The organism is Paenibacillus thiaminolyticus (assembly GCF_003591545.1).
In the GTDB taxonomy this organism is placed as follows: Bacteria; Bacillota; Bacilli; order Paenibacillales; family Paenibacillaceae; genus Paenibacillus_B; species Paenibacillus_B thiaminolyticus_A.
In genome coordinates, this window is record NZ_QYZD01000022.1 from 23,667 (window position 1) to 46,883 (window position 23,217).

General features: G+C 50.3%; 20 protein-coding genes. All 20 read left to right on the plus strand.

The genetic code is table 11. The annotated features are described in order from the left end of the window. Positions 1-18: 18 nt before the first annotated feature. The gene (locus DQX05_RS20660) at positions 19-615 is read left to right on the plus strand and encodes a distal tail protein Dit (protein ID WP_119795373.1); all 597 of its coding nucleotides are present in this window, start codon (positions 19-21) and stop codon (positions 613-615) included. Between the two features lie 23 nt (positions 616-638). Next, positions 639-1,274 carry a hypothetical protein gene (locus tag DQX05_RS20665; RefSeq protein ID WP_119795374.1) on the plus strand — a complete coding sequence of 212 codons (636 nt, stop codon included), beginning with the start codon at positions 639-641 and terminating at the stop codon, positions 1,272-1,274. Between the two features lie 11 nt (positions 1,275-1,285). Further along, entirely contained in the window at positions 1,286-1,927 is a 642-nt protein-coding gene (locus tag DQX05_RS20670; protein WP_119795413.1) for a phage tail family protein, read from the plus strand. Between the two features lie 14 nt (positions 1,928-1,941). Next, positions 1,942-5,415 (plus strand): phage tail spike protein, encoded by a 3,474-nt coding sequence (locus DQX05_RS20675; protein ID WP_119795375.1) that lies wholly within the window; start codon positions 1,942-1,944, stop codon positions 5,413-5,415. Positions 5,416-5,477: 62 nt separating this feature from the next. Continuing rightward, complete coding sequence (locus DQX05_RS20680; protein ID WP_119795376.1) at positions 5,478-5,972, plus strand: hypothetical protein; 495 nt, start codon at positions 5,478-5,480, stop codon at positions 5,970-5,972. Positions 5,973-6,064: 92 nt separating this feature from the next. Beyond that, positions 6,065-7,219, plus strand: coding sequence for a hypothetical protein (locus DQX05_RS20685; protein WP_119795377.1), 1,155 nt, complete (start codon positions 6,065-6,067; stop codon positions 7,217-7,219). Between the two features lie 25 nt (positions 7,220-7,244). Further along, positions 7,245-7,787, plus strand: coding sequence for a hypothetical protein (locus tag DQX05_RS20690; protein WP_119795378.1), 543 nt, complete (start codon positions 7,245-7,247; stop codon positions 7,785-7,787). 114 nt (positions 7,788-7,901) lie between these two features. Continuing rightward, positions 7,902-8,513, plus strand: coding sequence for a hypothetical protein (locus tag DQX05_RS20695; protein ID WP_119795379.1), 612 nt, complete (start codon positions 7,902-7,904; stop codon positions 8,511-8,513). A gap of 9 nt (positions 8,514-8,522) precedes the next feature. Continuing rightward, positions 8,523-9,107: a hypothetical protein gene (locus tag DQX05_RS20700; protein WP_119795380.1), complete on the plus strand. Its 585-nt coding sequence runs from the start codon at positions 8,523-8,525 to the stop codon at positions 9,105-9,107. Positions 9,108-9,109: 2 nt separating this feature from the next. Then, positions 9,110-9,787: a hypothetical protein gene (locus DQX05_RS20705; RefSeq protein ID WP_119795381.1), complete on the plus strand. Its 678-nt coding sequence runs from the start codon at positions 9,110-9,112 to the stop codon at positions 9,785-9,787. Between the two features lie 17 nt (positions 9,788-9,804). Continuing rightward, the gene (locus DQX05_RS30375) at positions 9,805-10,647 is read left to right on the plus strand and encodes a hypothetical protein (protein WP_147385214.1); all 843 of its coding nucleotides are present in this window, start codon (positions 9,805-9,807) and stop codon (positions 10,645-10,647) included. A 66-nt stretch (positions 10,648-10,713) separates the two neighbouring features. Then, positions 10,714-12,393, plus strand: coding sequence for a hypothetical protein (locus DQX05_RS20710; protein WP_147385215.1), 1,680 nt, complete (start codon positions 10,714-10,716; stop codon positions 12,391-12,393). Between the two features lie 29 nt (positions 12,394-12,422). Continuing rightward, the gene (locus DQX05_RS20715; protein ID WP_119795383.1) at positions 12,423-13,427 is read left to right on the plus strand and encodes a hypothetical protein; all 1,005 of its coding nucleotides are present in this window, start codon (positions 12,423-12,425) and stop codon (positions 13,425-13,427) included. Positions 13,428-14,563: 1,136 nt separating this feature from the next. After that, positions 14,564-15,736, plus strand: coding sequence for a hypothetical protein (locus DQX05_RS20720; RefSeq protein WP_147385216.1), 1,173 nt, complete (start codon positions 14,564-14,566; stop codon positions 15,734-15,736). 119 nt (positions 15,737-15,855) lie between these two features. Then, entirely contained in the window at positions 15,856-17,595 is a 1,740-nt protein-coding gene (locus tag DQX05_RS20725; protein ID WP_182914841.1) for a DNRLRE domain-containing protein, read from the plus strand. 86 nt (positions 17,596-17,681) lie between these two features. After that, positions 17,682-18,302 (plus strand): phage holin family protein, encoded by a 621-nt coding sequence (locus DQX05_RS20730; RefSeq protein WP_259392148.1) that lies wholly within the window; start codon positions 17,682-17,684, stop codon positions 18,300-18,302. Continuing rightward, a complete protein-coding gene (locus DQX05_RS20735; RefSeq protein WP_119795386.1) occupies positions 18,299-18,670 on the plus strand; it encodes a hypothetical protein in 372 nt (123 codons plus the stop codon). The genes DQX05_RS20730 and DQX05_RS20735 overlap by 4 nt, the downstream gene beginning before the upstream one ends. A 794-nt stretch (positions 18,671-19,464) precedes the next feature. Next, entirely contained in the window at positions 19,465-20,643 is a 1,179-nt protein-coding gene (locus tag DQX05_RS20740; RefSeq protein ID WP_119795387.1) for an ROK family transcriptional regulator, read from the plus strand. Between the two features lie 340 nt (positions 20,644-20,983). After that, the gene (locus DQX05_RS20745; RefSeq protein WP_397335797.1) at positions 20,984-22,072 is read left to right on the plus strand and encodes an extracellular solute-binding protein; all 1,089 of its coding nucleotides are present in this window, start codon (positions 20,984-20,986) and stop codon (positions 22,070-22,072) included. A 54-nt stretch (positions 22,073-22,126) separates the two neighbouring features. Next, on the plus strand, positions 22,127-23,206 hold the full coding sequence (locus tag DQX05_RS20750) for an ABC transporter ATP-binding protein (protein ID WP_119795389.1): 1,080 nt from the start codon (positions 22,127-22,129) through the stop codon (positions 23,204-23,206). Positions 23,207-23,217: the final 11 nt, after the last annotated feature.

Here is a 23,217-nt window from a genome sequence, read left to right on the forward strand (position 1 = left end):
AGGCAGGTGAATGGCAACATGACGATTAGAGACGCGGATTATTTCGTCTATGCCGGGGTATCCAGCATCGACTTCGGCATCCGGAACGTCAATATTAGCTCCGGCATGCTGGAGGAGAGCTTCGCGGCCCCGCGTTCGATTCGCGAGGTCAGCATCGCGGGACGAGACCGGCCCTATTTTCAGAACATCGCCAAAGAACCGCTGCGCTTCCAGGTCTCATGCGCATTCGAAGAAACATGGAACTCGGATCGGATTCGCGAAGTGGCGCGTTGGCTGACCGAGCAGAGCTATTACCGGGAGCTGGTCTTCTCTTCGGATCCGGAGCGGGTCTTCTATGCGCTGGTCATCGACGAGCCGATGCTGATCCATAACGGATTATCCGAAGGGTATATCAACGTGACCTTTAAATGCGATTCTCCGTATTCCTACTCCCCGGTCTACTACTCTCCGCGGTATGAATGGAAGGAGACCGTGGCGGACATTGCGGAGCGGGACTTCGCCCAGGGAATCCGGGAAGCGGTGATTCTGGGGCCGCAAGGAGAGTTGCTGCTCGATTCGCAGAGACCGCGCTGGAGCGATTACGCCTCGGGTACGAGATGGTCTGACATTGGGTGAACGAAAGGAGAGAGGACGAAACAATGGCAACTACAACGGAAAAATTAGCGCTGCATCTTCCGGACTATACGGATGAGATTTACGAGACGATCGAGCAGCTCGGCCAGAACTTCGCCAAGCTGGATGAGGTCTCGCCGGACTACGGAACGGCGCCGCCAGTCGCGGGAACGTGGCAGCAGCGGCATATCGTCTGGAATGCGGAGCCGGCAATCGGGGATTATGCCGGCTGGGTGAACACGCGGACAGGCCGCACGGCACCGTCATGGACGGAGCTTACCTCCTACAAGACAGGGGAGTATGTCATCCCGAAGACGGATAACGCCCATGTCTATATATGCATTCAAGCCGGGCATTCCGGCGCGATGGAGCCGGTCTTCCCGACCGCGTCCGGCCAGGAGGTGCAGGACACGCGGGGAGCGCAGCGCTGGCAGCGCTCGAAGCGGTACGAGAAGCACGATATCGTATTTCCGACGGTCGATAACGGCCGTTTTTATGTCTGCATCACGGCGGGCGAATCCGGGGGGACCGAACCGGAATGGGCATTGACGGACGGAACGAGCATCTATGACGGCGCCGCCGTATGGCTCGGCTATCGCATCGCCAAGTGGAAGGAGAGCGGCATCTCCGCTCTGTTCCGTCCCTTCGGGAAAATCGAGTAGAGGTGGATGTGATGGCAAATTGGCTTGCATTATCGAATTTGCTCGGGGTGTACACCTCGGAGCCGCTGCCGATTGCGCTCGAAGGAGACGGGGCTCTGACGAAGCTGGCCTGGGACGGCGATGTTCCGCCCTCCTGCCGGGCTGCGGTCCAGACCTCGCTCTCCCTGGATCAGGGACGGACCTGGAGCGATTGGAAAACGTGCGTGAACGGAGGCGGCATTTCGGATATCGAAGCCGGGACGCCCCTTCGGGAAGCGATGCTGCGGTACCGGGTCATTCTGCAATCCGGGATGCCGGGCGTCATGCCTTCCTTCCGCTCGATCACCTTCCGGCTGGAGCCGGTTGTCGTGTTCGACAATAAGGGAGATGTGAGCTGCTCCCCGGAGATCTGGATCACGAAGGAAGGCAGCGGCGAGTTCGCCATCGTGAACACGTCGCAGGGAGACGCCGCATTCCGCTTCGAGCAGCTGCTGGATGAAGAGAAGGTGTATGTGAACAATGATCGGCAGCATATCGAGACCAGTCTGGTGAACACGTACCGCTACAGCGGGTTCAACGACGGGTATTTGTCACTGCCGCCCGGAAGGAATGTGCTGAAGGTGCGCGGGAACGCCGCGTTCCAATTTCGCTATCAGTTCCGGAGAATTCAATAAGGAGGCGATGATGATTGCTGGGCGATATTGATTATCTCAAGAAACCGTATCGGCCGCAGCTGTTCCTCGCCAAGCCGAACGGCAGCGTTATCAGTAAAATCAGCGAAGCGTATGACATCAGCCAGAACATCTCGCTGTCCTCCGTGAACGAGCTGACCTTCAAAATTCCGCTGTACCTGGACGTGAATCACCGGCTCGTGCCGAACAAAAATATCGGTCTGCTCCGCGAGCGGTATCATATCCGGGTGACGCTCGGGTCGAAGAGCGAGTGGTATATGATTCACTCGATCGAGGACAGCGGACAGGAAGACAGGCTGCACCGGCAGGTCGCCTGCTTCGCTCTTCCTTATGAGCTGAGTGATAAATCGATTCGGGATTACAGTGTCGAGTCGTATCATGCCGAGCAGGTGCTGACGGAATTGCTGCATAACACGATTTGGAATATTGGCTATCTCGATGCCGACTTCAAGCTGACGTACCGCGCCTTCGAGTTCGGGAACACGACGGTGCTGGATGCGGTTTATCAAGTGGCCGAGACCTACAATGCGGTCGTCCAATGGGACACGCATCAGCGAACTGTGTCGCTGCTCAAGCCGGAGCTGTTCGGGGTGAACAAGGGCCTTTCTTTTTCCTATGGCAAATTCCTGAAGTCGATCGGCAAGGAAGCGCGAGCGGATGAGATGGTCACGCGGTTGAAGGCCTTCGGCCAGGACGGGCTTACGATTCAAAAGGTCAACCCGACGGGGCAGAATTACATTGAGAATTTCAGTTATTTTCTGTATCCGTTCGAGCGGGGCGAGCAACGGCAGGTGATCCGGCACAGCCAGTACATGTCCGATGAATTATGCCATGCGCTGCTCGATTATGAGGAGCTTGTGGAGAGCAAGCGGGACAAGTTCCGGGAATTGCTGGCCGAACGCAAGACAATCGAAGACAGTCTGACCGAACGAAGCATTGAGCTGGATAAGCTGAAAAAAAACGAAGCGGTCATTACCGATACGATGATTTCGCAGCAGTTCGAGCAGAAGATGTTTTTCGAAAAGTATACGCACCGCGGCAGCAGCTCGCGAAGCTTCGCGTTGAACCCGGAATATCCGTACGCGGTTCTGTGCAAGGTCAGCCAAGGGGGCCTCACGGTCGCGCTCGACGGCGCGGATCAAGCCGCGGCTCCGGACCGGTGGATGCTGCTCGGCAAGCGGCATCATGCGGACAAGGCGGTCGTCGAGGTGCGGGGCGGCGCCGAGGCCGAGGTGTTCCTGCAGGTGGCGCTCATCTCCCTCGACGAGCTGAACGGGGCGAACAACGGCACGGACATTATTGAAAAGTTCAGTCTCGATAATAAGCAAATGCAGATCGCCGCGAAGGAAATCGAGATCAAGCATTTGGAGCAGCAGTTAGACGATGTCAAAGCGAACATGGCCGAGCTGCAGAAGACGCTGTCCGCCGACAGCAATTTCGCCCCGGAGCTGCTGCAGGAGCTGAACCTGTATGTCATCGAGCGGGAGTTCAGCGATGAGAAGTACATTGACGAGCAAGATCTGTATGAGGCGGCGCTCGAGAAGTTCAAGGAGTTGCAGCGTCCCCGGACGACATTCCGCATCGATATTGTGAACTTCCTCGAGATCGTCGAGGAGCAGCATAACTGGGACAAGCTGGTCGTCGGCGATTGGGTCACGATCAAGCATGAGCGGCTTCAGATTGAGATCGAAGCCCGCATTGCGGAGATGACTTATGACTATGAGGACGGCAATATCAGCCTCACGATCAGCAATGCCAGAGATGTGTCCGATGCGCAGAAGCGGCTGGAGAAGTTCATCTACGACAGCAAGAGCACGTCGATTGTCGTGGACAGCAACAAGAAGAAGTGGGGGCAGGCCGTTGTCGATACGTCGGATATGAGCCGGTTGTTCGACCATTTCTGGAACAAGGTCACGGACGACATCAATATGGCGTCGAATGAGTTCGTGACGCTGGATCGGAATGGGCTGACGATTACCGATCCGAATGATCCGGACCGCTTCCTGCGGGCGACGCATGGCGCGCTGGGCCTGACGCGCTCGGGCGGGCTGCGGTACGATACGGCGATTACGCCGGACGGCCTGATCGCGGAGATGGTGCTCGGCAAGATCATTCTCGGGCAGCGCGTCGTCATCGGCGATACGACCGGGGTGTTCACCATCGAGGGCTCCCGCCTCATGATCGACGACCGCTGCGGCCGGGAGGTCGTGAAGCTCGGGCTGCTGGCGGAGCGTCCCGATCGGTTCGGCATGATCGTGAACCGGTACGCTTCCGGCGATTGCGGGAGCGACACGAAGGTGAACCGGGTCTCGATGACCGCGGATGACGGCTTCACGATCGAGCGCATTCGCCACGGCGTGTACGAGAAGACGTTCGGCACCTCTCTGGACGGCGATCTGTTCGTCAAGGCCGGGGTCGACGATCAAGTGTTTACGATTGACAAGCAGGGGCTTGCGCTCGGTTCCTCCGTATGGTCGCAGGCCCCTTTTCACGCCGATTACTTGGGGAATGTCTGGATGAACAAGCTGTTCGCGAAGGACGCCGAGATTGACAGCTCCCTGTTCAAGAACGGCCATATCGAGGGCTCCAGCCTCGTCATCGGCGAGGGCAACGATGTGTTCAAGGTCTATCCGAGCATAGGCATCTGGGCCGGGCACGACGAATTCGGGAAGGCCCCCTTCCGCGTCGATATGAAGGGCAATCTGACGGCCTACAAAGGAAAGTTCGTCGGTCCTGCGGGCGATGTGCTGATCGACACGGAAGCCGGCTACATCGATATGGATCATCTCGATATTATCAATGTGGGCAAGCTCATTCCGGAAATGATCCAGGTGAACACGATTCTGGCCGACAAGACGTATGTAAATGATCTGACGGTGAATAAGGTGAAGACGCTGCCGAAGGATGTGATGAAGGAAGGGGAATATGTCGACTATATCGAGATTCAGGAGCATGCGATTCAGTTCATCACCGCCAGGGTGTCGAAGATCGAGCCCGCTCATGATTCGCGCGGCCGTCCGCTCTATTGGCAGGATGCGGACAAGAAAGTGTTGACGACGGAAAATACCGGGATTGTGGCCAACACGTACAATTTCGACAGCATCAATGTGAAGCAGAAGATTACGTTCGAGCGAGACAAGCCCGACGGCAGCGCCCAGCCGGCTCGGTATCTTGGCATCGGGGACGGTACCGGGGAAGGCCACGGCGTGGCGGTCGAGAAAAAGTATTCCGGCGGTTATATGCTGGAATACGGCACCAGCGCCACGGGCAAAAAACGCAGCCTCGACTTGAAGGATGAAGGCGTGTACGTGACCGCGAAGGAGAGCGGCATCGTGCTGGACGGCCAAGATATCGAGGCGATCGCCAAGGGCGGCGCGGGCCGCTTCGGCACCGAGCGGGCTTATATTGAGATGACCGCGGACGGCAAAATGATCTTCCATGCGGTCCAGTTTGATTTTGTGAACAGTTGATCGTATAGAAAGGATGCACCGGTTCGTGGGCGAGCCGGTTCACCGTGAAGGGAGGGGATGCGATGGCTGCCATCGCCTTGAATGGGGGCGCAACCGCCCCGGTCGTGAAGGATGGGCATGTGACTTATACGATAGAGACTTATGTAGATCCGTGGTGTCCTAAAGACGATTATGATCCGGTTACGGGAAAGTGCAATAATCCACAGGGCGGTTACTGGACTACTAGCGGCTCAGGCAGCACCGGCGCGCTGATTACCGGCCGCGGCATTGCGGCGAGCTCCCGCTTCTATGTGAACGGCGTGTCTGCCGCGGTCGTCGGGGATCGGGTGAACGAAGTCTGGCAAGCCAGCCCTCCGGTTCCTTCGGATACCGATAGGACGCGGTACATCAATATATCCCCGGGCAAGTCGGGCAGCGGTCAAGGCACGATAGCGGGCGGTAACGCGAAGCGAGTGTATTTGAACGGCAAGCTGATTGCCGTCCAAGGCTCAAGCGTGACGACCTGTCTCGGGAATGGGACGACGATTAGCGAAGGAAATTCATTGATCAATATGTAGGCATGCCAGCGCTTCTCTTCAACGAGAGGCGTTTTTGGGTTGCAGGGTATGCCTGCATTTCGAATTCATCGACAGAGTAAGGAGGTGATAGGATGGCCCAATTACGGACGCATCTTGAACTGCATGATCCGGTGACCATTATTTGGCGGGAAGGCACGCCACAGGAGCCTTACAAGGAGCATATCGATTCGCTCCCCGTCATTAACAACCAGATTACGCTGCTGGAGATTCCTTCGCAGACCGATAAGGTCCGCATCGAGGGATTGACCGAGGTCGACCCTGAACGATTCGATAAGAAGCTGGCATTGTCGCCGCATGAATTTCTGGTCAACTATGCGAATGGAACGATTCAGTTCCATCCATCTCAGGAAGGCAAGACACTGCTGTGCAAATATAAGGGCAGAGGCTTGATCCTCTATCCGGCTTCCCGCATCTATGCGATGGTCAGCCGGCATCCGGATGTCGTCAAGACGCTGCAGGACATGATTGACGAGATGCTGCAGCGGCTGCAGGAGACGAATCTGGCCATCGCGGAGGTCAACGAGGCCGTGGCGATGGCGAAGGAGGCGGCTCATGCTGCCGATCGGTCCGCCGATCAGGCGAACCAGGCTGCGGATGAGGCGAAGCTCGCTACCGAGCAGGCGCTGTTGGCATACAAGTCAACGCTCCTGGTCTTCAAGCCTCCCGTGGCGGATATGAAGGAGCTGATCGCGACCTATCCGTATCCGCATATCGGCTGGACCGTGCAGACGTACGAGGATGGCAACCGCTATCGCTTCGACGGCAAGGAATGGGTGCTCATCGACATCTTCGGCCGCAGCATTCAGCCGGTGAGCGAGCATGCGGACGGCCTGATGACGGTCGCCGAGCATTTGAAGCTAAAAAGCATCCCGCTGGAAGTGAAGGATCGGGTGATGGTGTTCTGCCTGCCGAATTCTTTATATCAGGGGGTTCAGAGCGTCATTGCAAGGTTTCCTTTTCAGGGAGAACTGGTCGGCGTCGAAGCGTTGTGCGGGGTAGCCGGCGAATCCGATACCGAGATTACGGTGGAAAAATCGCTGGATGGGGCGAATTGGAGCGAGATTATGTCCCATCCGGTTCGCATCAAGGCCCATCAGCATGTCGATGATCGCAGTGCCGTCATCGATAACAAGATCGTGAATGCCGGCGATATGTTCCGGCTTCATGTCGTGAAGCAAGGCGTGAACATCCAGCATGTCACGCTGCAGCTCATCGTCAAAATATAACGATAACGAGAAAAGAGGAAAAAAGATGACCAAACCGATCGTAAGCTGGTTCAACAGCGCTCATACTGCCGAAATTGCCGCCCCGTTTGATTTTGGCGTCATTGATGCCGGAGATCTGGGTCCGCTGCATACGTTCAACATTTGGAACAACCGCAACGGCGAGACCGACGTCTCGAAGATGGAGGACTGCACGTTCACGACGCGCGACATGGGCGGGGGTACCGGCGATACGCCTGAGAACAACGTCGAAGCGGTTAAAAACAACTGGTTCCATGTTCAGGTAGACTCCCTGGGCGAGACCGATATCGAGGAGGAGACATCGGCGGTCGGCAAGATTCGCATGAAGCCGATCGGCACGACGGGCAAGACGACGAAGGATCATGAGGGCAACCCGCTGTCGATTCCGCTTACTCCGGCCAGCCAGGAGATTCTCGGGGTCAACAATAACGGGAACCCGATGGACGCCGCCGGCAACTATGTGACCGTGACGGTGCAGCCGAAAATTCCGCTGGACGCGTCAAGCGGCCGGCAAGAATTCAAGCTGCGCGTGTCCTATCGCTATGTATAACCTTAAATAGAGCAACAATTTGAACCAAGATGATGTATCCAGGCGGGGCCGTTAGGGTCCCGTCTGTTTTGCTATATGGAACGATTTATCTCACAATACAATGGGAGGTTACACATGATTTTTCAGAATAAGATAACACGTTCGCCGGTCGCCCAGTCGTTCATCTGGGTGGCGGAATATGCCGACGGCTCGCATCTCGCTGAATATAACTTCGACAACCGAAAAGCAAACAGCTTTTATCATATAGACAAAACCAAACTGATCCGGTTCGGCTTGATTGGGGAAGGCTCGCAAATCTACTTCGATGTCGGCAACGGCGTCTTTACGATGAACGGCCATCGGCTGTCCTTGTCCTACTCGGCCTCCTCGCAGGAATATCCGCTGACCGGGCGGACCTTCCTGTATAACAACATTATTACGTACAAGAACGCCGTCTCCGACGCCAAGCTGTTCACGGCGGGCGGGAAGGAAGGCACCTTCTCCGACTCGATTACCCAGTACAATATCGGCTACAAAAAACAAATGCAGCTCCACGACGCCAACATCGATTTTCAATGCATTCTCTCGATTCCCTATAATGATGCGGCGTTCATGCAGATTAAAATAACGTCAGACATTGATCTGGACGGCATATTGCACATTCGCAGAAACGGCTTCCTGGTGGACGAGATTCAAGCGCCCCTGAAGGCGAAGCATGCCGGACAAATCAATTGGACGATACGATGAGGTGATTCGATGACAAACGCAACGCATGAAGTAATCATTCCCGTTGATTTGGCAGCAGGCACGTTTACGAATACCGCCATAAAAGACGGCAAGCTACAACTGAAGGAACTCAAAAAAGACGACAACGGAAACATCGTTTACGCTCCCTCCGGCTCCTGGGAGTCGCTGCCGATCGTCATCCAGGACCGGTTCACGGCCTTTCAACGGATGACACAGACCGTAGACGTGAAGGGTGCCGCCGATTATAAGCTATACATCCGATATTCACCGGACAACAGCACCTGGAACGAATACGCAGCCATCGACAAAACGGCCGGCAATCTCGACAGCGCCCCCTTCGCTAAATACGCCCAGCTCAAAATCAAGTTCATCCCCGCCCTGCACGACGCCACCTTTACCGTAGACGACTTCACCGACACAGCCAAATACAGCAACGAATGGGTCAACTCCGACGAGGGCGTGCTGGAGCTGAAAAAGCATTATCGCTATAAGTACGAAAGGGACGAAACTTGGGAAGATGAAGGCGTGCTTTTGAGGAAGAGGATACCGAACGGGAAGATGAAGAAGATTGATTCGTTACGAGTGGAGGGATAAGGATGCCAGTTCCAGCGACTACGGGACAATTGAGAAAACATGTGAAGGATATGAGGATTGGAGATTATATAGTTTGGAGTTATCACAATGATGACTATTTTGAATTTGGCGCGGACACGTCAAGATATACAGAATGTCCATTAGAAGGAATTCCAAATGGGGAAACCTCAAAAGGTAAGTACTGGTATGGAATAAAAGTAGATAAAGGCTTGCTTATTTCCGACAGAGTTCTTAGAAATCAATGGTCATGGGACTATTTGAATAGTGTGAAGTATATCGAAGGGGTTAATACGACAATATCTACGGTGAAGGGTATCCTTCGTTCCCTTACTGGCGGCGTTGCTTATGCGGATGTTAACGGAAATAAATCATTAACCGATCAAGGCTATGGTGGGTGGCCTACTAATAATGAGTGGGATAAATATATAGTCAAAAGCTCTCTGGATGGTACCATTGCTGCTGGAGAGGATGCTGTATGGCACTGGAATAAGATGTTCTCCTGGTGTCAGGAAACGCCCGTTAATGGATTAATATATAAAGCCACAACGGCCACAAACACCAATAGAATTAGACGAGGTTATGGTGTAGATATTACAAACCCGGAAAAACTATCTTTCGGGCCATCTTCTCAGACCGATGTTTCAGTTGGTTTCCGTCCCGTCTTCGAATATCAAGAATAGAAAGAAGGTGGATATAAGTGCTAGAAGAGGTAAAAAGTGTTGAACAATTAAAAATTGGGAAAAAAATAAGATGTCAATACAAAGCAATATCAAATACATTAGGTACTTTTTCAGGACTTGGGAAAGAAACATCCGACTTCATTTCACCTACAGCATCATCTGCTGCTTCACCAAATGGGGATTTTTATTTTATATGCGTTGATAAGGATCATCTAGGAAGATGGAAACTCATCGCTGATAGATCCATACAACATACTATTTCATGGGACACTCTAAATAGTGCTGGAGTAGCTAGTGGAAGTGGATTGCCCATACGAATTGATAATGAAATAGATGGTACAATTCGTTTACTAACTGGTGGAATTGATGAAAACGATACAGATAATGAGTGGGATAAATATATTAACAACGGGGAAGATTACACCAAATGGAATTTGGCAAATAATTTTGCTTGGACTTTAACAACGAGATTTTTTGCTACTAATAATAGTCCAGCTTCCCGAACTATGAGAGGTGGCTCTAGCAAACCTGGCTATTTAAATAGCTATCCAAGCGATGCGAAAACTTTATTATGTGCATTCAGACCAATGTTATTAATTACTTCCCTTTCATCTCCGTCTTTCATTTATCACGATAACAATTATAAAGCGTACAACAATGGCTGGAAGACAATTTCAACAACTTTACCTTCAAAAGACACTTTTATGAATGATGGCATTAATGATTTGTCTATTTTCGATAGAAAAGAGCAAACGGTTTCTCTTCCTATGACATCCTCTGCATTGGGTGAAGGTAAGGTGTTCAAAGCAAAGGTCGATTACAAGAAATACTTTGATATTAATACCATTGATGTCAAGTAGAACCGAAATGGTTCTGCTTCTTTTTGTATTGAATAATGATTTTATTTGGATGGGATGGTGAGGAAAGTGGCTATAATATGGAATAATTTTACCTATGATAAAAAATATGTTGTAGATGCTATCAATGGAGATGACGCTTCAGGAGATGGCATTACAAAACCGTTTAAAACCTTATCTAAACTCTTGCAAGTCATACCAAAAGATAAAAACAGTCTTATTAAATTGGAAGATGGAGAGTATACGTTTGGGCGAGATATATCGGATGGATTTTCAAATTGTAGAGTAACTATTTTAGGGAATAAAGCTAGAACGACTTTGAAACAAATCGTAGGATTATATTCAGGCAATAATACTGGTGGCAGTTTCACTTTTACACTTGAATTTATACAGCTACTTTTCACAATGGACGCTGCTTTAACACAGTATAATCTGAATAACTTTGGATTTCATTGGAATATGTATAATGTTGTAATGGTTGAAATACCGTCAAATGATTATTCGGTCTTTCTGCCCGGTGGTGGATCACTCAAATTATACAATTGCATAAACATTAGCCTGTCTAAAAATTTACTAAGAACTGATTGGGGAATTATTGAACTGACTAACTGTTATGGCGCGTTCACTAGTGGATACGCTACAAACAATAGTAGTTGGGATAAAAGAAATAACATAATCACGAGTGCTCCTGTCTATGATTCTGAGTATAAAATACCTTATGATGGAATTGGAGTTTATTTTGGGGAGTTTGCATGGAGAATAAATAAGTTTTTGATTCAAGCCGATCAAGGCCAGTATCTTTCATTTGAGAATAATATTGAGCTGCTAACTGCTATCCCTAAAATGACTTCAAATACAACGCCTTCTGGACGTGCATTTGCAAAAAATGTTTGGAGTTCTACCTATGATATTTGGAAAGCATTTAATCAAATTGATGAATACGAAGGATACTGTTCTCAAAGTGGTAGTGGTGGAGTTGGTTTTTTAGGGTATGAGTTTGTTCAATCAATTCCAATTTTTAAATATGCATTACGAAGCATGGGTAATTCTACCGCACTTACTACCATGCCAAAAGATTGGACTTTTGAAGGAAGTAATGATGGAGAAAGGTGGCATATTTTAGATACGCAAAAAGATCAAACATGGACTACCATAAATGCAGATAAGGATTACTTCATTTATAACCCAAAATCTTTTAAAATGTACCGCTTGAATTGGACTGCCAACAATGGGCATACAGGGTATACGGGCATTAATGAATTAAAGATGTATAGTGGTGATAGTATGGTTTCGTATATTCCCATATTTAATGAAAGATATTTTTCCAAATATGGAATGAATAAAATAACGGAAAAAACGCTTAAAAGTAATTATGGTAAGGTGCAGCTAATATCCAATAAAGAAAGCAATGTAAATGAAGGAAAAATATTTGAGCATGAAATCGATTTAAAGAAATATGAAGTAAATAAGATTAGTCTGGCTAATATCGAAGGAAAGTCTTTAATTCAATCTAAAGATGGATTATATCATAGTATCCTAGATACAGTAGGGATTAAATATATCCCAAATGCAGACGAACAAATTTTTGTTAATCATGGAATGGGTAAATCATCTGTTATAGATTTTGAGACCGAGTTTACTCAAAAATCATTGATTAAAACGGAGTCTTCTGTTTTGGGAGATGGAAAAGTATTCAAACAAAAAATCGACACATCAAAAATTCCTATCAAGAAAGTGTCAATTGAATGACGGTTTTATTTAGAAAGGAGGTTTAAAAATTGTCTAGTTTCTATATAAAGCTTATTGCAAAAAATGCTGGCAATATTGGTATTGTTGGTTTTGTTAGCCTAAAAGATTACGTGACAGGGGAATATCTTTCACTTAACTCATCAAATATAATTGACCACAACATGAATGTTCGACCCGAACAACTTGATGTTTTATTTACAACAGGGGACTACCCTCCGTACTATCAAGGATCGAGTAAGGGATACTATATATTTAAAATTAATAGTGATAAGAAAAAATTTAACTTAGAATTATGGAATTGGGCGAATACTACTTATGGAAAATCATATGATATACTTATTTCAACAGACAATAGTATCTATGAAAAAATAGGTGAAAATACTTCAAATGGCTATGGAGGAATGTACTCGCTATATTTTACTTTTGCCACAGAAACAATGTTCGTAAAAGATACGGATGGGTATAAAACATATAAGGATGGATGGGTTTTATTTTCAAATGATGCTCCAAATGAAGATGACTTTGAAAAAGGTGGCATTAATCTTAAGGACTTAGAATTAATCCCTGAATCCGCATGGGAAGAGCTTAAAGGTGAAATTGAACTCTGTTACTATACAGATGTTCCGAACAAAACAGAAGCCTCCTTTAACATCGAAACCGAACCATTTATCCTTGCTGAAGAATTTAATGATCAAACAATCAAAATAATCGAATATACCGATAATCCTGATCAACAAGATTCAACCATAACTTTAGAAACCGAACCCTTCACCTTTTACGATAAGTTTGGTGACAGCTTTGATGTTTTTTACTACACCGACGATCCAGATAAGACCGAAGCTCAACTTGAAATCAGCCATAATTATTCGCCTCTGGACGAATTGGATGGAGATTTTGAATTGGTGACATGGACAATGGAAGAAGAGGCGGAAGTTCAAGAGGAGCTTAAACCAATATTTAAAGAAAAAATTGAAGATGGAGATCTATACGGTGTAACGGTGGATTTATCAAAAGGGACTATAAATATTAAGTGAGGCAGTCATCAAAGGGCTGTCTCTTTTATTTTGCGAAATTATTGAAAGGAGCTGATTTTGTGGCAGGTAATGCAAAACCTGGTGTACAGAATTTGGGGGATGAGGTAAAAATTAAACTTATCTCCTTTAAAGGTTCATCTGTAGATATACCCAATACTGCAACAGATGCATCTGCACTGCTTGATGGCATAACAACTAAACAAGGAAGCTACAATGCGGTTGCAATGTCCACCACTTATTCTCAATACTTAGAATTCTCTATAGAAAGAAACTGTAATTTGTGGGCTGTTGGCGGCAGCTATTCGGACAGTGGTGGTAGTGCGGGAAAACAAATCAAGCTGCAAAAGTGGGATGGGGAAAAGTATGAAGACGTTGGACTTTATAATACTACGTCTTCAAATTATTGGTATCTCTTATGCCCAAACCTGATAGCAGGGAAATATAAAATTACCCCGATGGGAAGTTATGTGACTTTCAATGAGTGGTTTGCAGAAAGCACAAGTCGAAATAAAAGTCTAATTCGATTGAGTAATGGTGAGTATAGAACATACAAGGTTATTTCGATAGATGAAATAATAGCAACTCCCAAAATGACTTCAAATACAACCCCTATCGGACGTGCATTTGCTAAGGATATCTATTCGACAAACTATGATGCTTGGTATGCATTTAATCAAGTTGATGATTATGAAGGTTATGCATCTAAAAGTGGAAGTGGTGGAGTTGGCTTTTTAGGATACGAGTTTGATAAACCAACAGTCATTAAGAGATATGCTGTTTGGAGTATGACAGCATCTGGTGCTTTGAATGCTATGCCAAAAGATTGGACGTTTGAAGGAAGTGATGATGGCGTTAATTGGTATATTTTAGACACGCAAAAGAATCAAACTTGGAGTACAACAATAACAGATAAATATTACTACATTTATAATCAGAAATCTTTTAAAATGTATCGTTTGAATTGGACTGCAAACAATGGGCTTACACATTATACAGACGTTAACGAATTGAAATTGTATGGCGGAAATATTACAGGCGAATGGGAAAGTGTTCTTGAACCCACCATTAATGAAAAAACCTTCGCTCAACACGGCATGACCGATCTTTCCATCATTCCGCAGGAGGCATGGCAGGAGTTGGCCCAACACTCTCCCGCAGTCGAAATCGTGACATACGTGCCGGAGGGCAATAAGGTAAAGTCTTTTACCGAGACGTATATGGACATCCCCCTGCGCATCGACATGAAGGCTTTGCCGTTCGAGCAGCTTGTCGTGCAGCCAGCCGATTTTGAGTTGCATGGCAGCTTGCTCGCTATCATTGCGAATCAGCTTCCTGTGCAGGCGTATGAGGGTCGATGCCAGTTTATTTTGTCGTTCGATGGCGGAGTGACGTGGGAAGTGTTCCGGAATGGACGATGGAAATCGGTGAATGCGGCCGATATGGTGAAGGTGCGTGAGTTGGGCATGAGCTTCAAAGCGCTCGCCAAAATTAAAGAGGCTCACTTCCAAGATAAAGGCAGCCAGCTTCGGATTGGCTATTATTTGGACGACAGCATCCATCGCGAAGAGGAAGTGAAGCTGGATTATTCGCGGTTGGTGGTGAGGTCTGCTCTGGACGACGTTAAGGTCAAGGATCTGTCGCTATCGCTCCTGAATACGAAGGCATCGATTGAGCTCAAGCTGACGGGCAATAAATTAACCGGCCGCTTGGATGATGCCGATAAGGGCAAGGTTCAGTACAGAGTTCTGCTGAATGATAAGCCTTACTTCCCGGCCAACGGGGAGTTCACGCGCCTGGCCGCTTCTCCGGTCGATATTAACCTGACGATCTCGGAGCGGGATGTTGTGTTCAATCAGGAGAATAAGCTGCGCGTCGAATATCAAGATTATTGGGGCGAGACCGAGTCTTGGGAGACGAAGTTCATCGGCACTTACTCCGGCTTGATGTTCATGGACGAGACGGGGAATTATTATTCCGACACGTTCGGCGGGATTCTGAAATACTTGGATTTCGATATGCTGATTGCCGGGCAGACCAGTCTGGATCAGAAGGTCGTCGTCAAAAACCAGCTAGGCTACTCGATTACGAACCTGACGTTGAAGACGGTCAATGAGTCGCTGCCTGATGGCGTCGCAATAGAGCTGTCCCGGAAGTCGAGCCCGTTCATTCCCGTCGATAGTCTGCTGTACAGTGAAGTATTGCATCAAGGAGACACGGTTGAATGTTATGTCCGGATTGCCACAGAGATTGACGCCAAGCCGACGCCGGATGGCCGCTTCGAGATTCGGGCCTATGCCAATCGGATATAGACAGTCTCAATACAATGAGATTGGAAGTGATTACAATTACGATTCACGAAGATGAGAATTTTCTAAATGGAATATTGCATGTTAAATCCCCTTCCAACCGTATGAGAGGGGCTTTTTATTTGTATGGCTCCGGAAGAAGCGAGGTGGAAGCTGCTCTCGTATCGGCAACCCGGGTGAAGGAGGGCATAGACGCCGCAATCTCCGCGAGAGTGCCGCGAGGGGCGGAGCTGCCGGCCGTCCTGGATATCAAGTACCGGGGCAATGAGGATGTGACGGCCGCGATCGAAGCGGTGGCTTCCAGCTACCTGCCTGCATCGGTCGAGATTCGGCCCCATAACCGGATGGTTGGACGGGTGGAGCTGCTGGAGACGCCGCGCAAAGACGTCAGCCTGCCTCCGGTCGCCGATTCGACGACCCGCAGCGATCCGGAGCTCGTTACGCTGAATTACGGCGATATGAAGAGCATGGTTACGGGGAAGGGCAGCAATGAATCGTTCGAGGCCTTTATTCATTTCGGCCCATTGAATGAATTGCTCCCCGATGTGTACCGCTTGGAAAAGGCGACGATGAAGCTCTATTATGCCGGCGCGTTCCCGGTCGGGACGAGCATTGAGCTGCATCAGCCGCACAGCATTTGGAGAGAGCTCGGGATTACCCACGCGAACAAGCCCAATTCGGTAGAGCTGCTCGTAGATGAATACACGCTTCACCCGGCTGAGCGCTGCATTGAGGTGGATGTGCTTCGCATCGTCGAGCGCTGGCTTCAGGGGGAACTGGACAACTACGGTTTTATTGTGAAAACGCAAGACGATTACGCGGTCACATTTTATACGAGGGAATCTCACAAGCCGCCCGTGCTCCAGCTCCGCTATATCCCGAACCAAGTGTACAGCATCGGCAGAAGCGCGATTGACGCCTCTGTATTCGTCTACGGAGTTGGAGGCTCCGAGCGGAGAGCCAGCCTTACGGTCCATAGCGACCGCGGCGCGGATGATCGGACAGCGACTCTCTATGTGCATCAGCCTGCCGATCCGATGTTCGAATGGCAGGATGGCTTCCTGCTCGTGTCCAGGCCGGTTCACCCGGCAGCGGTGACGGTAGCGATTCGGGAGTACCCGGAACTGGAGGCAAGCTGCACGATTCGCAAGAACATGGCAAGCGAGCGAAGGGTGATCATGGCGGCCAGCACGCCGGACAAGCCCGCTTGCATCACGGTTGATCCGAACATAAGCCTGGCTTGCTCCCTTACGGTTATGAAGAAGGAATCCGAGGGTCCGGAATCATCTATTACGGCTTCTGTCCCTGCTCTGACTGCATATGTGGAAGTGTCGCGCTATCATAAGCATTACGACGATACAGTAGCCAGCCTGAGTGTTCGGGAAGAGAGGAATTCGGATATCCGCTCCCGGGCAATCGTATCCAAGCCGGATATGCATGCGGCGCTGACGATTCGAGCGCTGGGTGAGCGGGAGATGGCAGGCCAGATCGAGGTTCCTCACTACGAGGATCATCATGCCTCGCTTGCGGCATCTCGCCCAGAGGTTCCGGCCGCTGTGGACGTGAAGCATGCTTCTTCGATCGAGACGTATCTCTATGTGAAGCATGAACACACGCTGGACAGTACCATCCTGATTAAGCTGCCGTCGGAGCTGAAAGCCTTCCTTGTCGTTCACGCTTTTGATGAGGTGGAGGCCGCCCTTCAGGTCAGCGTTCCGGAGCTTCACGGCTATCTTGCCCCAAGAGTCATTGGGGAGGAGGACTGCGCCGCGGCAGCCCTGATCCGCCAGCGGGATGCGGGAGATTTGCATGGTGTCATTACCGTCGGCAGCGCAGGCGGCGCATATTATTATATTTTGTAGCAGGAACCCATATTGTGAGCCGTCCTTCACCGGATGGCTCCTTTCTTTTTCAGGAGAGATTGCAGTCGATGATGAGGAGGGATCGGGTGTACGAAAAAATAGTGAACAGCAGTATCGGATTCATCGGCGGCTTGATGAGCTATATGTATGGGGGAGAGAGCAGCTTGCTTGAGTTTTTGGCGCTGTTGGCGCTTATGGATTACATCAGCGGCTATGCTGCCTCCGTCATGGAAGCTGCTAGAGGCATGCCGCAGGCCGGGTTAAGCAGCAAGAAGGGCTTTGCCGGACTCGCCAAAAAGGGCCTGATGTTCGTCGTCGTGCTTCTCGCCCATCGCGCCGATGTGGCGCTTGAGAGCGATTTTCTCATGTACGGCGCGATATGGTTTTACATTTCCAATGAGGTGATCAGCATTGCGGAGAACTACGGACGGATTGGCCTGCCTTTGCCGCCGCAGATCAAGCAGATTATTGCGATTTTGAAAACCAAGGACCAGCAGCAGCGGCAACATGAACAGAATATCGAGCAACAGAAAAGGATAACGAGCAACATGAGCGGGATATTGAGGCAGCATGAGTGGGATAACGAGCAACTTGAACAAGATAACAGGAAAAATGAACAGGATAACGATCAGAGACAGCATGATCAGGATCACGATCAGCTACAACATGCACAGGAGAACGATCAGAGAGGAAGGATGAGCAAATGAGCAGAAGAGGAACGCAGGTATGGGGCTCGGTGGCCCTGCATCCCGAACCGATTGTCATCAAGGGGACGAACAACACGCTGAATTTCCAGGTGGACGGTGTCGAGTACGAGGCGAGCATTCCCCAAGGAACGTATGCGACGAGGCTGGAGCTTTTTACTTCCGAGCTTCTCGAGCCTGTCAATGAAGCTTTGCGGAGTGCTCAAGCGCCCGTCATTGCCAGATTGGGCGGCAACCGCCAGGACAAGCATATTTGCGTGCTTGTGTTTGAGCATACCGACACATCGGATGACCATGTTATCGATAGCTTCGGCGGAAGCTCACGAGACGTGATCTGGGGCGAGACAGAGCACATTTCCGCCGTGCAATGACGAATTCGCCGGTGACTTGTTGTCATCGGCGAGTTTTTCTTGGGTGGACATGGGGATGAAGCTCCTAGGTCAGCAATACTGCAAATGTGCAGTATTTTCCCTCTTCTAAGGGGAGGTTCGAGGAAATTCCTGCAAATTTACATGATTTTACCCGTTTTGGCTCACATCCAAGCGATAACGGTTAGAATTCCTGCATCTAGGCAGGAATTCCCTTTTCCGATTATCGATGTCTATGAAAAGATGTAGTTTTGCAGCATTTTCGGGGCACCTGAGCCCAAATGGTTGCCCATCAGAGAATATGGGATAGGGCATAGGGCATATGGCGTGCTTCTACCTGCTCTGCCCAATCGGGTGTCCCGGGTACCTGCCTTCGCTCGCCTTTGCTCTACCTCCGCCCTGTCTTTAAATCTGTCTATAAATCACCTGCGAATTGACATCGCCATCAACCGAAGTAATATAGAAGTTATGAACCAGTTGCAATCTAATTCCCATTTTTGTTCGTTGATCACCCATTTTTTCCTGCATCTTGTATACTACATAAGAACCTGAATCGATGAAAAGGAGGTGATCCGGTCGCTGGGGGTCGAAGCTTGCGGGTGAAGGTAAGGGAAAGGGAAGACAAAGGGAAAGCAAGGGAAGACAAATGCAGACAAGGAACGGCGAGAGAAGAACAGAATTACAGATCTTGAAAAATTAAGGTTGACATATTGTAAGCGGATACAATAGAATGGATGCAACCAAACTTTGTTAATTACTTTAACAAACTACGAACTTAGCGGAAAGGGGGGAGTGAATTGATTAGCAGAGGCCAGACGGGAAATGCCAAGCTGGTGAAGCAGATGAACCGGGAAGGAATTCTTCATCAGCTCAGAGAACACCCGCGTGTATCGAGAGCCGATTTGGCGAAATTAACGGAGCTGAGCCGTCCGTGCGTCTCCGCTTTGGTTGATGAGATGATTGCGGAAGGGTTAATCAACGAAGTGGGGTTCGGAGAATCGAAGGGCGGGAGAAAACCGATTCTGCTCGAATATAACTTTCAAGCATACGGCGTTATCGGCGCGGTGTTCGAAGGCAGCACCCTGCAATTGGCCATTGCTAATCTGCGAGGAGAACTGCTAGTCCAGCGCACGGCTTGCCTGCCTCATCCGATGAATGGGGAAGCGGCCATCGAGAGCATGGAGCAAGGGCTGGCGGCCCTGCTTGAAGAGAGCGGCTTGCACAAAGAATGGCTGCTTGGCATGGGGCTGGGATTGCCGGGCATTACCCGGCGAAGCTCCGGAACGGTAAGCTACGCTCCGAGTACGGGGTGGATGGGGCTTCCGGTGCAGCGCGAAATCGAGGCCGTCCTCGGACTGCCCGTAGCGATTGAGAATGACGTGAACCTGATGACGCTCGGTGAATATTACAAGGGGATCGGGGTCGGGCATTCCAATCTGGTGTATATGTATGCGGGTACGGGAATCGGCGCCGGAATTATGATCGACGGGCAGCTATACCGCGGAGCCAAGGAAGCGAGCGGCGAGATTGGTTATATGGTCGTCGGCCCCGTCGGGAAGCAGGCCAAGGGAGAATACGGCGTATACGAGCGGAATTATTCCGTACGGGCGATCCGCGACAAAGCCAGAAGCGTCCTTCCTGCGATTGACGAGGACACGAGCATGATGAAGCAGATCGCCGATCAGGCGGGCCGCGGACATGAAGGAGCCCGGAGACTGCTCGACGACGTGTGCCGGCACTGGACCTATGGCATTGCCAATATTACGAGTGTCATGGATCCAGAGCTGCTCATTCTGAGCGGAGAAATGCTGCATATCGGGGACGAGGGGATCGCTGCCATCCGGCAATGGCTCAATGATTGGGTACCTTCCGTTCCTGAGATCAAAATGGCTGCGCTTGGCGATCAGGCGGGACTTATCGGGGCGATCCATTGCGCGCTTGAAGCTTTTTCACCATCTTCAAATGTAAAAAGGTAGTACTCAACCAACTCTATCCGCTCTTTTCACATCATCCTGCCGCCCTCCATTTGGGCGGTTCAGACATTCCTCATCATGACGAAGAGCAGCAACTTCAAGATAACTCTCCCAGCGAAAAAACACCAAGATTCCAAAAAAAGTTCTGAAGGGATAGCCGCTAGATATGAAAGTTGAATAGGTACCGAGACTGCGACGGGCTTTTTTTTGATAATTTCCAGCGAGCTTTTATTAATAAGAAATACTATTAATTAACTTTTAAGTTATTTTGTAACAGATCAAAGATGTATGAAAAAGAAGAATTTTTCATACAAACAAAAAATTCGATTTTATAGGGAGGTAAATGATGGTGCATACAAAAAAGTCACTCAAGTGGTTCATAGGGGCATTTCTCAGCATGGTCATGCTGTTGGTGACGGCCTGCAGCGGCAGCACCGCTTCCGAAGGCGGCCAGCCCTCGGGAAATAACGGCACTGAGAAACAGAAGCTCGTGATATATACGGCGCGGGACAAAAACGTCGTCGAGGAAATCATACCGAAGTTCGAGGAGAAGCATCCGGAGGTCGAGGTGGAGGTTCTTACGATGGGGGCGCAGCAAATTTTGGAGCGCGTGCGCGGGGAAAAAGCGAACCCGCAGGCGGACTTCTGGTGGGGCGGAACGCAGTCGGCCTTAATGACGGCGGCGGATGAAGGGCTGCTCGACAGCGTGAAGCCGAGCTTCGCCGACAGCATTCCGGAACTGTACAAAGACAACGAGGATCGCTGGTATGGCGAAATGCTGCTGCCGGAAGTGATTATGTACAACTCCGCGGCGTTGAAAAAAGAAGAAGCGCCCCCAGATTGGGATGACCTGCTGGAGCCCCAATACAAAGGGAAAATCATTATTCGCGGCGTGCTCGCTTCCGGAACGATGCGAACGATATATTCGGCCATGATCTACCGTCAAGATGCGAACGATCCTGCCTTAGGCTATGAGTGGCTGAAGAAGCTCGACGCCAATACGAAGGAATACGCCCAGGATCCAACCAACCTGTATCTGAAGCTGGCGCGCGAGGAAGGCACGCTGTCGCTGTGGAATCTGCAGGATATCATGATCCAGAAGGAATTGCAGAAGCAGCCGTTCGACTTCATCTATCCGGCCAGCGGCGCGCCGATTCTGGTCGATGGGGTCGGCATAGTCAAGGGCGCCAAGAACATGGAAGCAGCGAAGAAATTTTACGAATTCCTGTTCGACTCCAACCTGCGGGTGGAGCTGGCGGAGAAGCTATATCAGATTCCGACGCGAACGGATATTAGCAAGGAGACGCTCCCGGCATGGCTGCAAGGACTGGAGTTGAAGCCGCTGCCGCTGGATTGGGCGGTTATGGCGGAGAAGGAGAAGGAATGGATGCAGCATTGGGATGAGAGCATCAAGGGCAAAGGGTCCAACTAAGGCATTCGGGCGGGGGTTCCTCCGCCTGAGCACATTACCAAGGGGGCAAGCAACTTGATAGAGGTCAACCTGGATCATGTGAGCAAACAATTCGGAAACGTAAAGGGAGTCGCGGACGTTCATGTCCGGATTCAACCCGGGGAGTTCTTCACCTTTCTTGGGCCGAGCGGCTGCGGGAAGACGACGACGCTGCGAATGATTGCGGGCTTCTACTATCCGAGCGAGGGCCGCATTCTGTTCGGCAGCAACGATGTGACGACACTCCCCCCGAACAAACGAAATACGGGCATGGTGTTTCAGAACTATGCGTTGTTCCCGCATATGACGGTGTTCGAAAATATCGCATTCGGGCTGCAAGTGAGAAAGGTCGCGAAATCCGACATCGTGCAGCGCGTCGAACGCGCGCAGAAGCAAGTTCACCTGGAGGCGTACGGCAGCCGCCGCATCGATCAATTGTCTGGCGGCCAGCAGCAGCGGGTAGCGTTGGCCCGCGCGCTGGTGATCGAGCCGCAAATTCTGCTCCTGGATGAGCCGTTATCGAATCTGGATGCGAAGCTGAGAGAAGAAACGAGAATCGAAATTAAAAGACTTCAACTGGAGCTCGGAATCACGACGATCTATGTCACGCATGATCAAGCCGAAGCGATGGTGATGTCGGACCGGATTATGGTGATGCAGGGCGGCGTGGTGCAGCAGATAGGGAGCCCGGAGGAAATATATAACCGCCCGATCAACCAGTTTGTCGCGTCTTTTATCGGGGAATCCAATCTGTGGGAAGGAACCGTGGAGCGAATCGAAGACGGAGAAGCGGCCATCCGCATCGCTCCGGATCTTGTCCTCACGGGGCTGGCTGCGAATGCTTCGCCGGACTGCAAGCTGGAAGCGGGCAAGCGCGTCACGATGTCCATCCGTCCGGAATCGATCCGGGAATCGCTGCCGGGAGAGCCCACGGACAATGTGGTTCACGGCAGCGTGGTCATCTCCGAATTTACGGGCGTGAGCGTGAACTATGTGTCGCAAGCGGCGGGGCGGCAATTGAAGGCGATGTTCGTCAATCAAGGGCATCAGGTGCGCGGAAGAGGGGAAGCCATTTCCTTGTTTATTCCAAAAGAAAGCATCTATTTTTTGGGATAGAGAGGGGATGA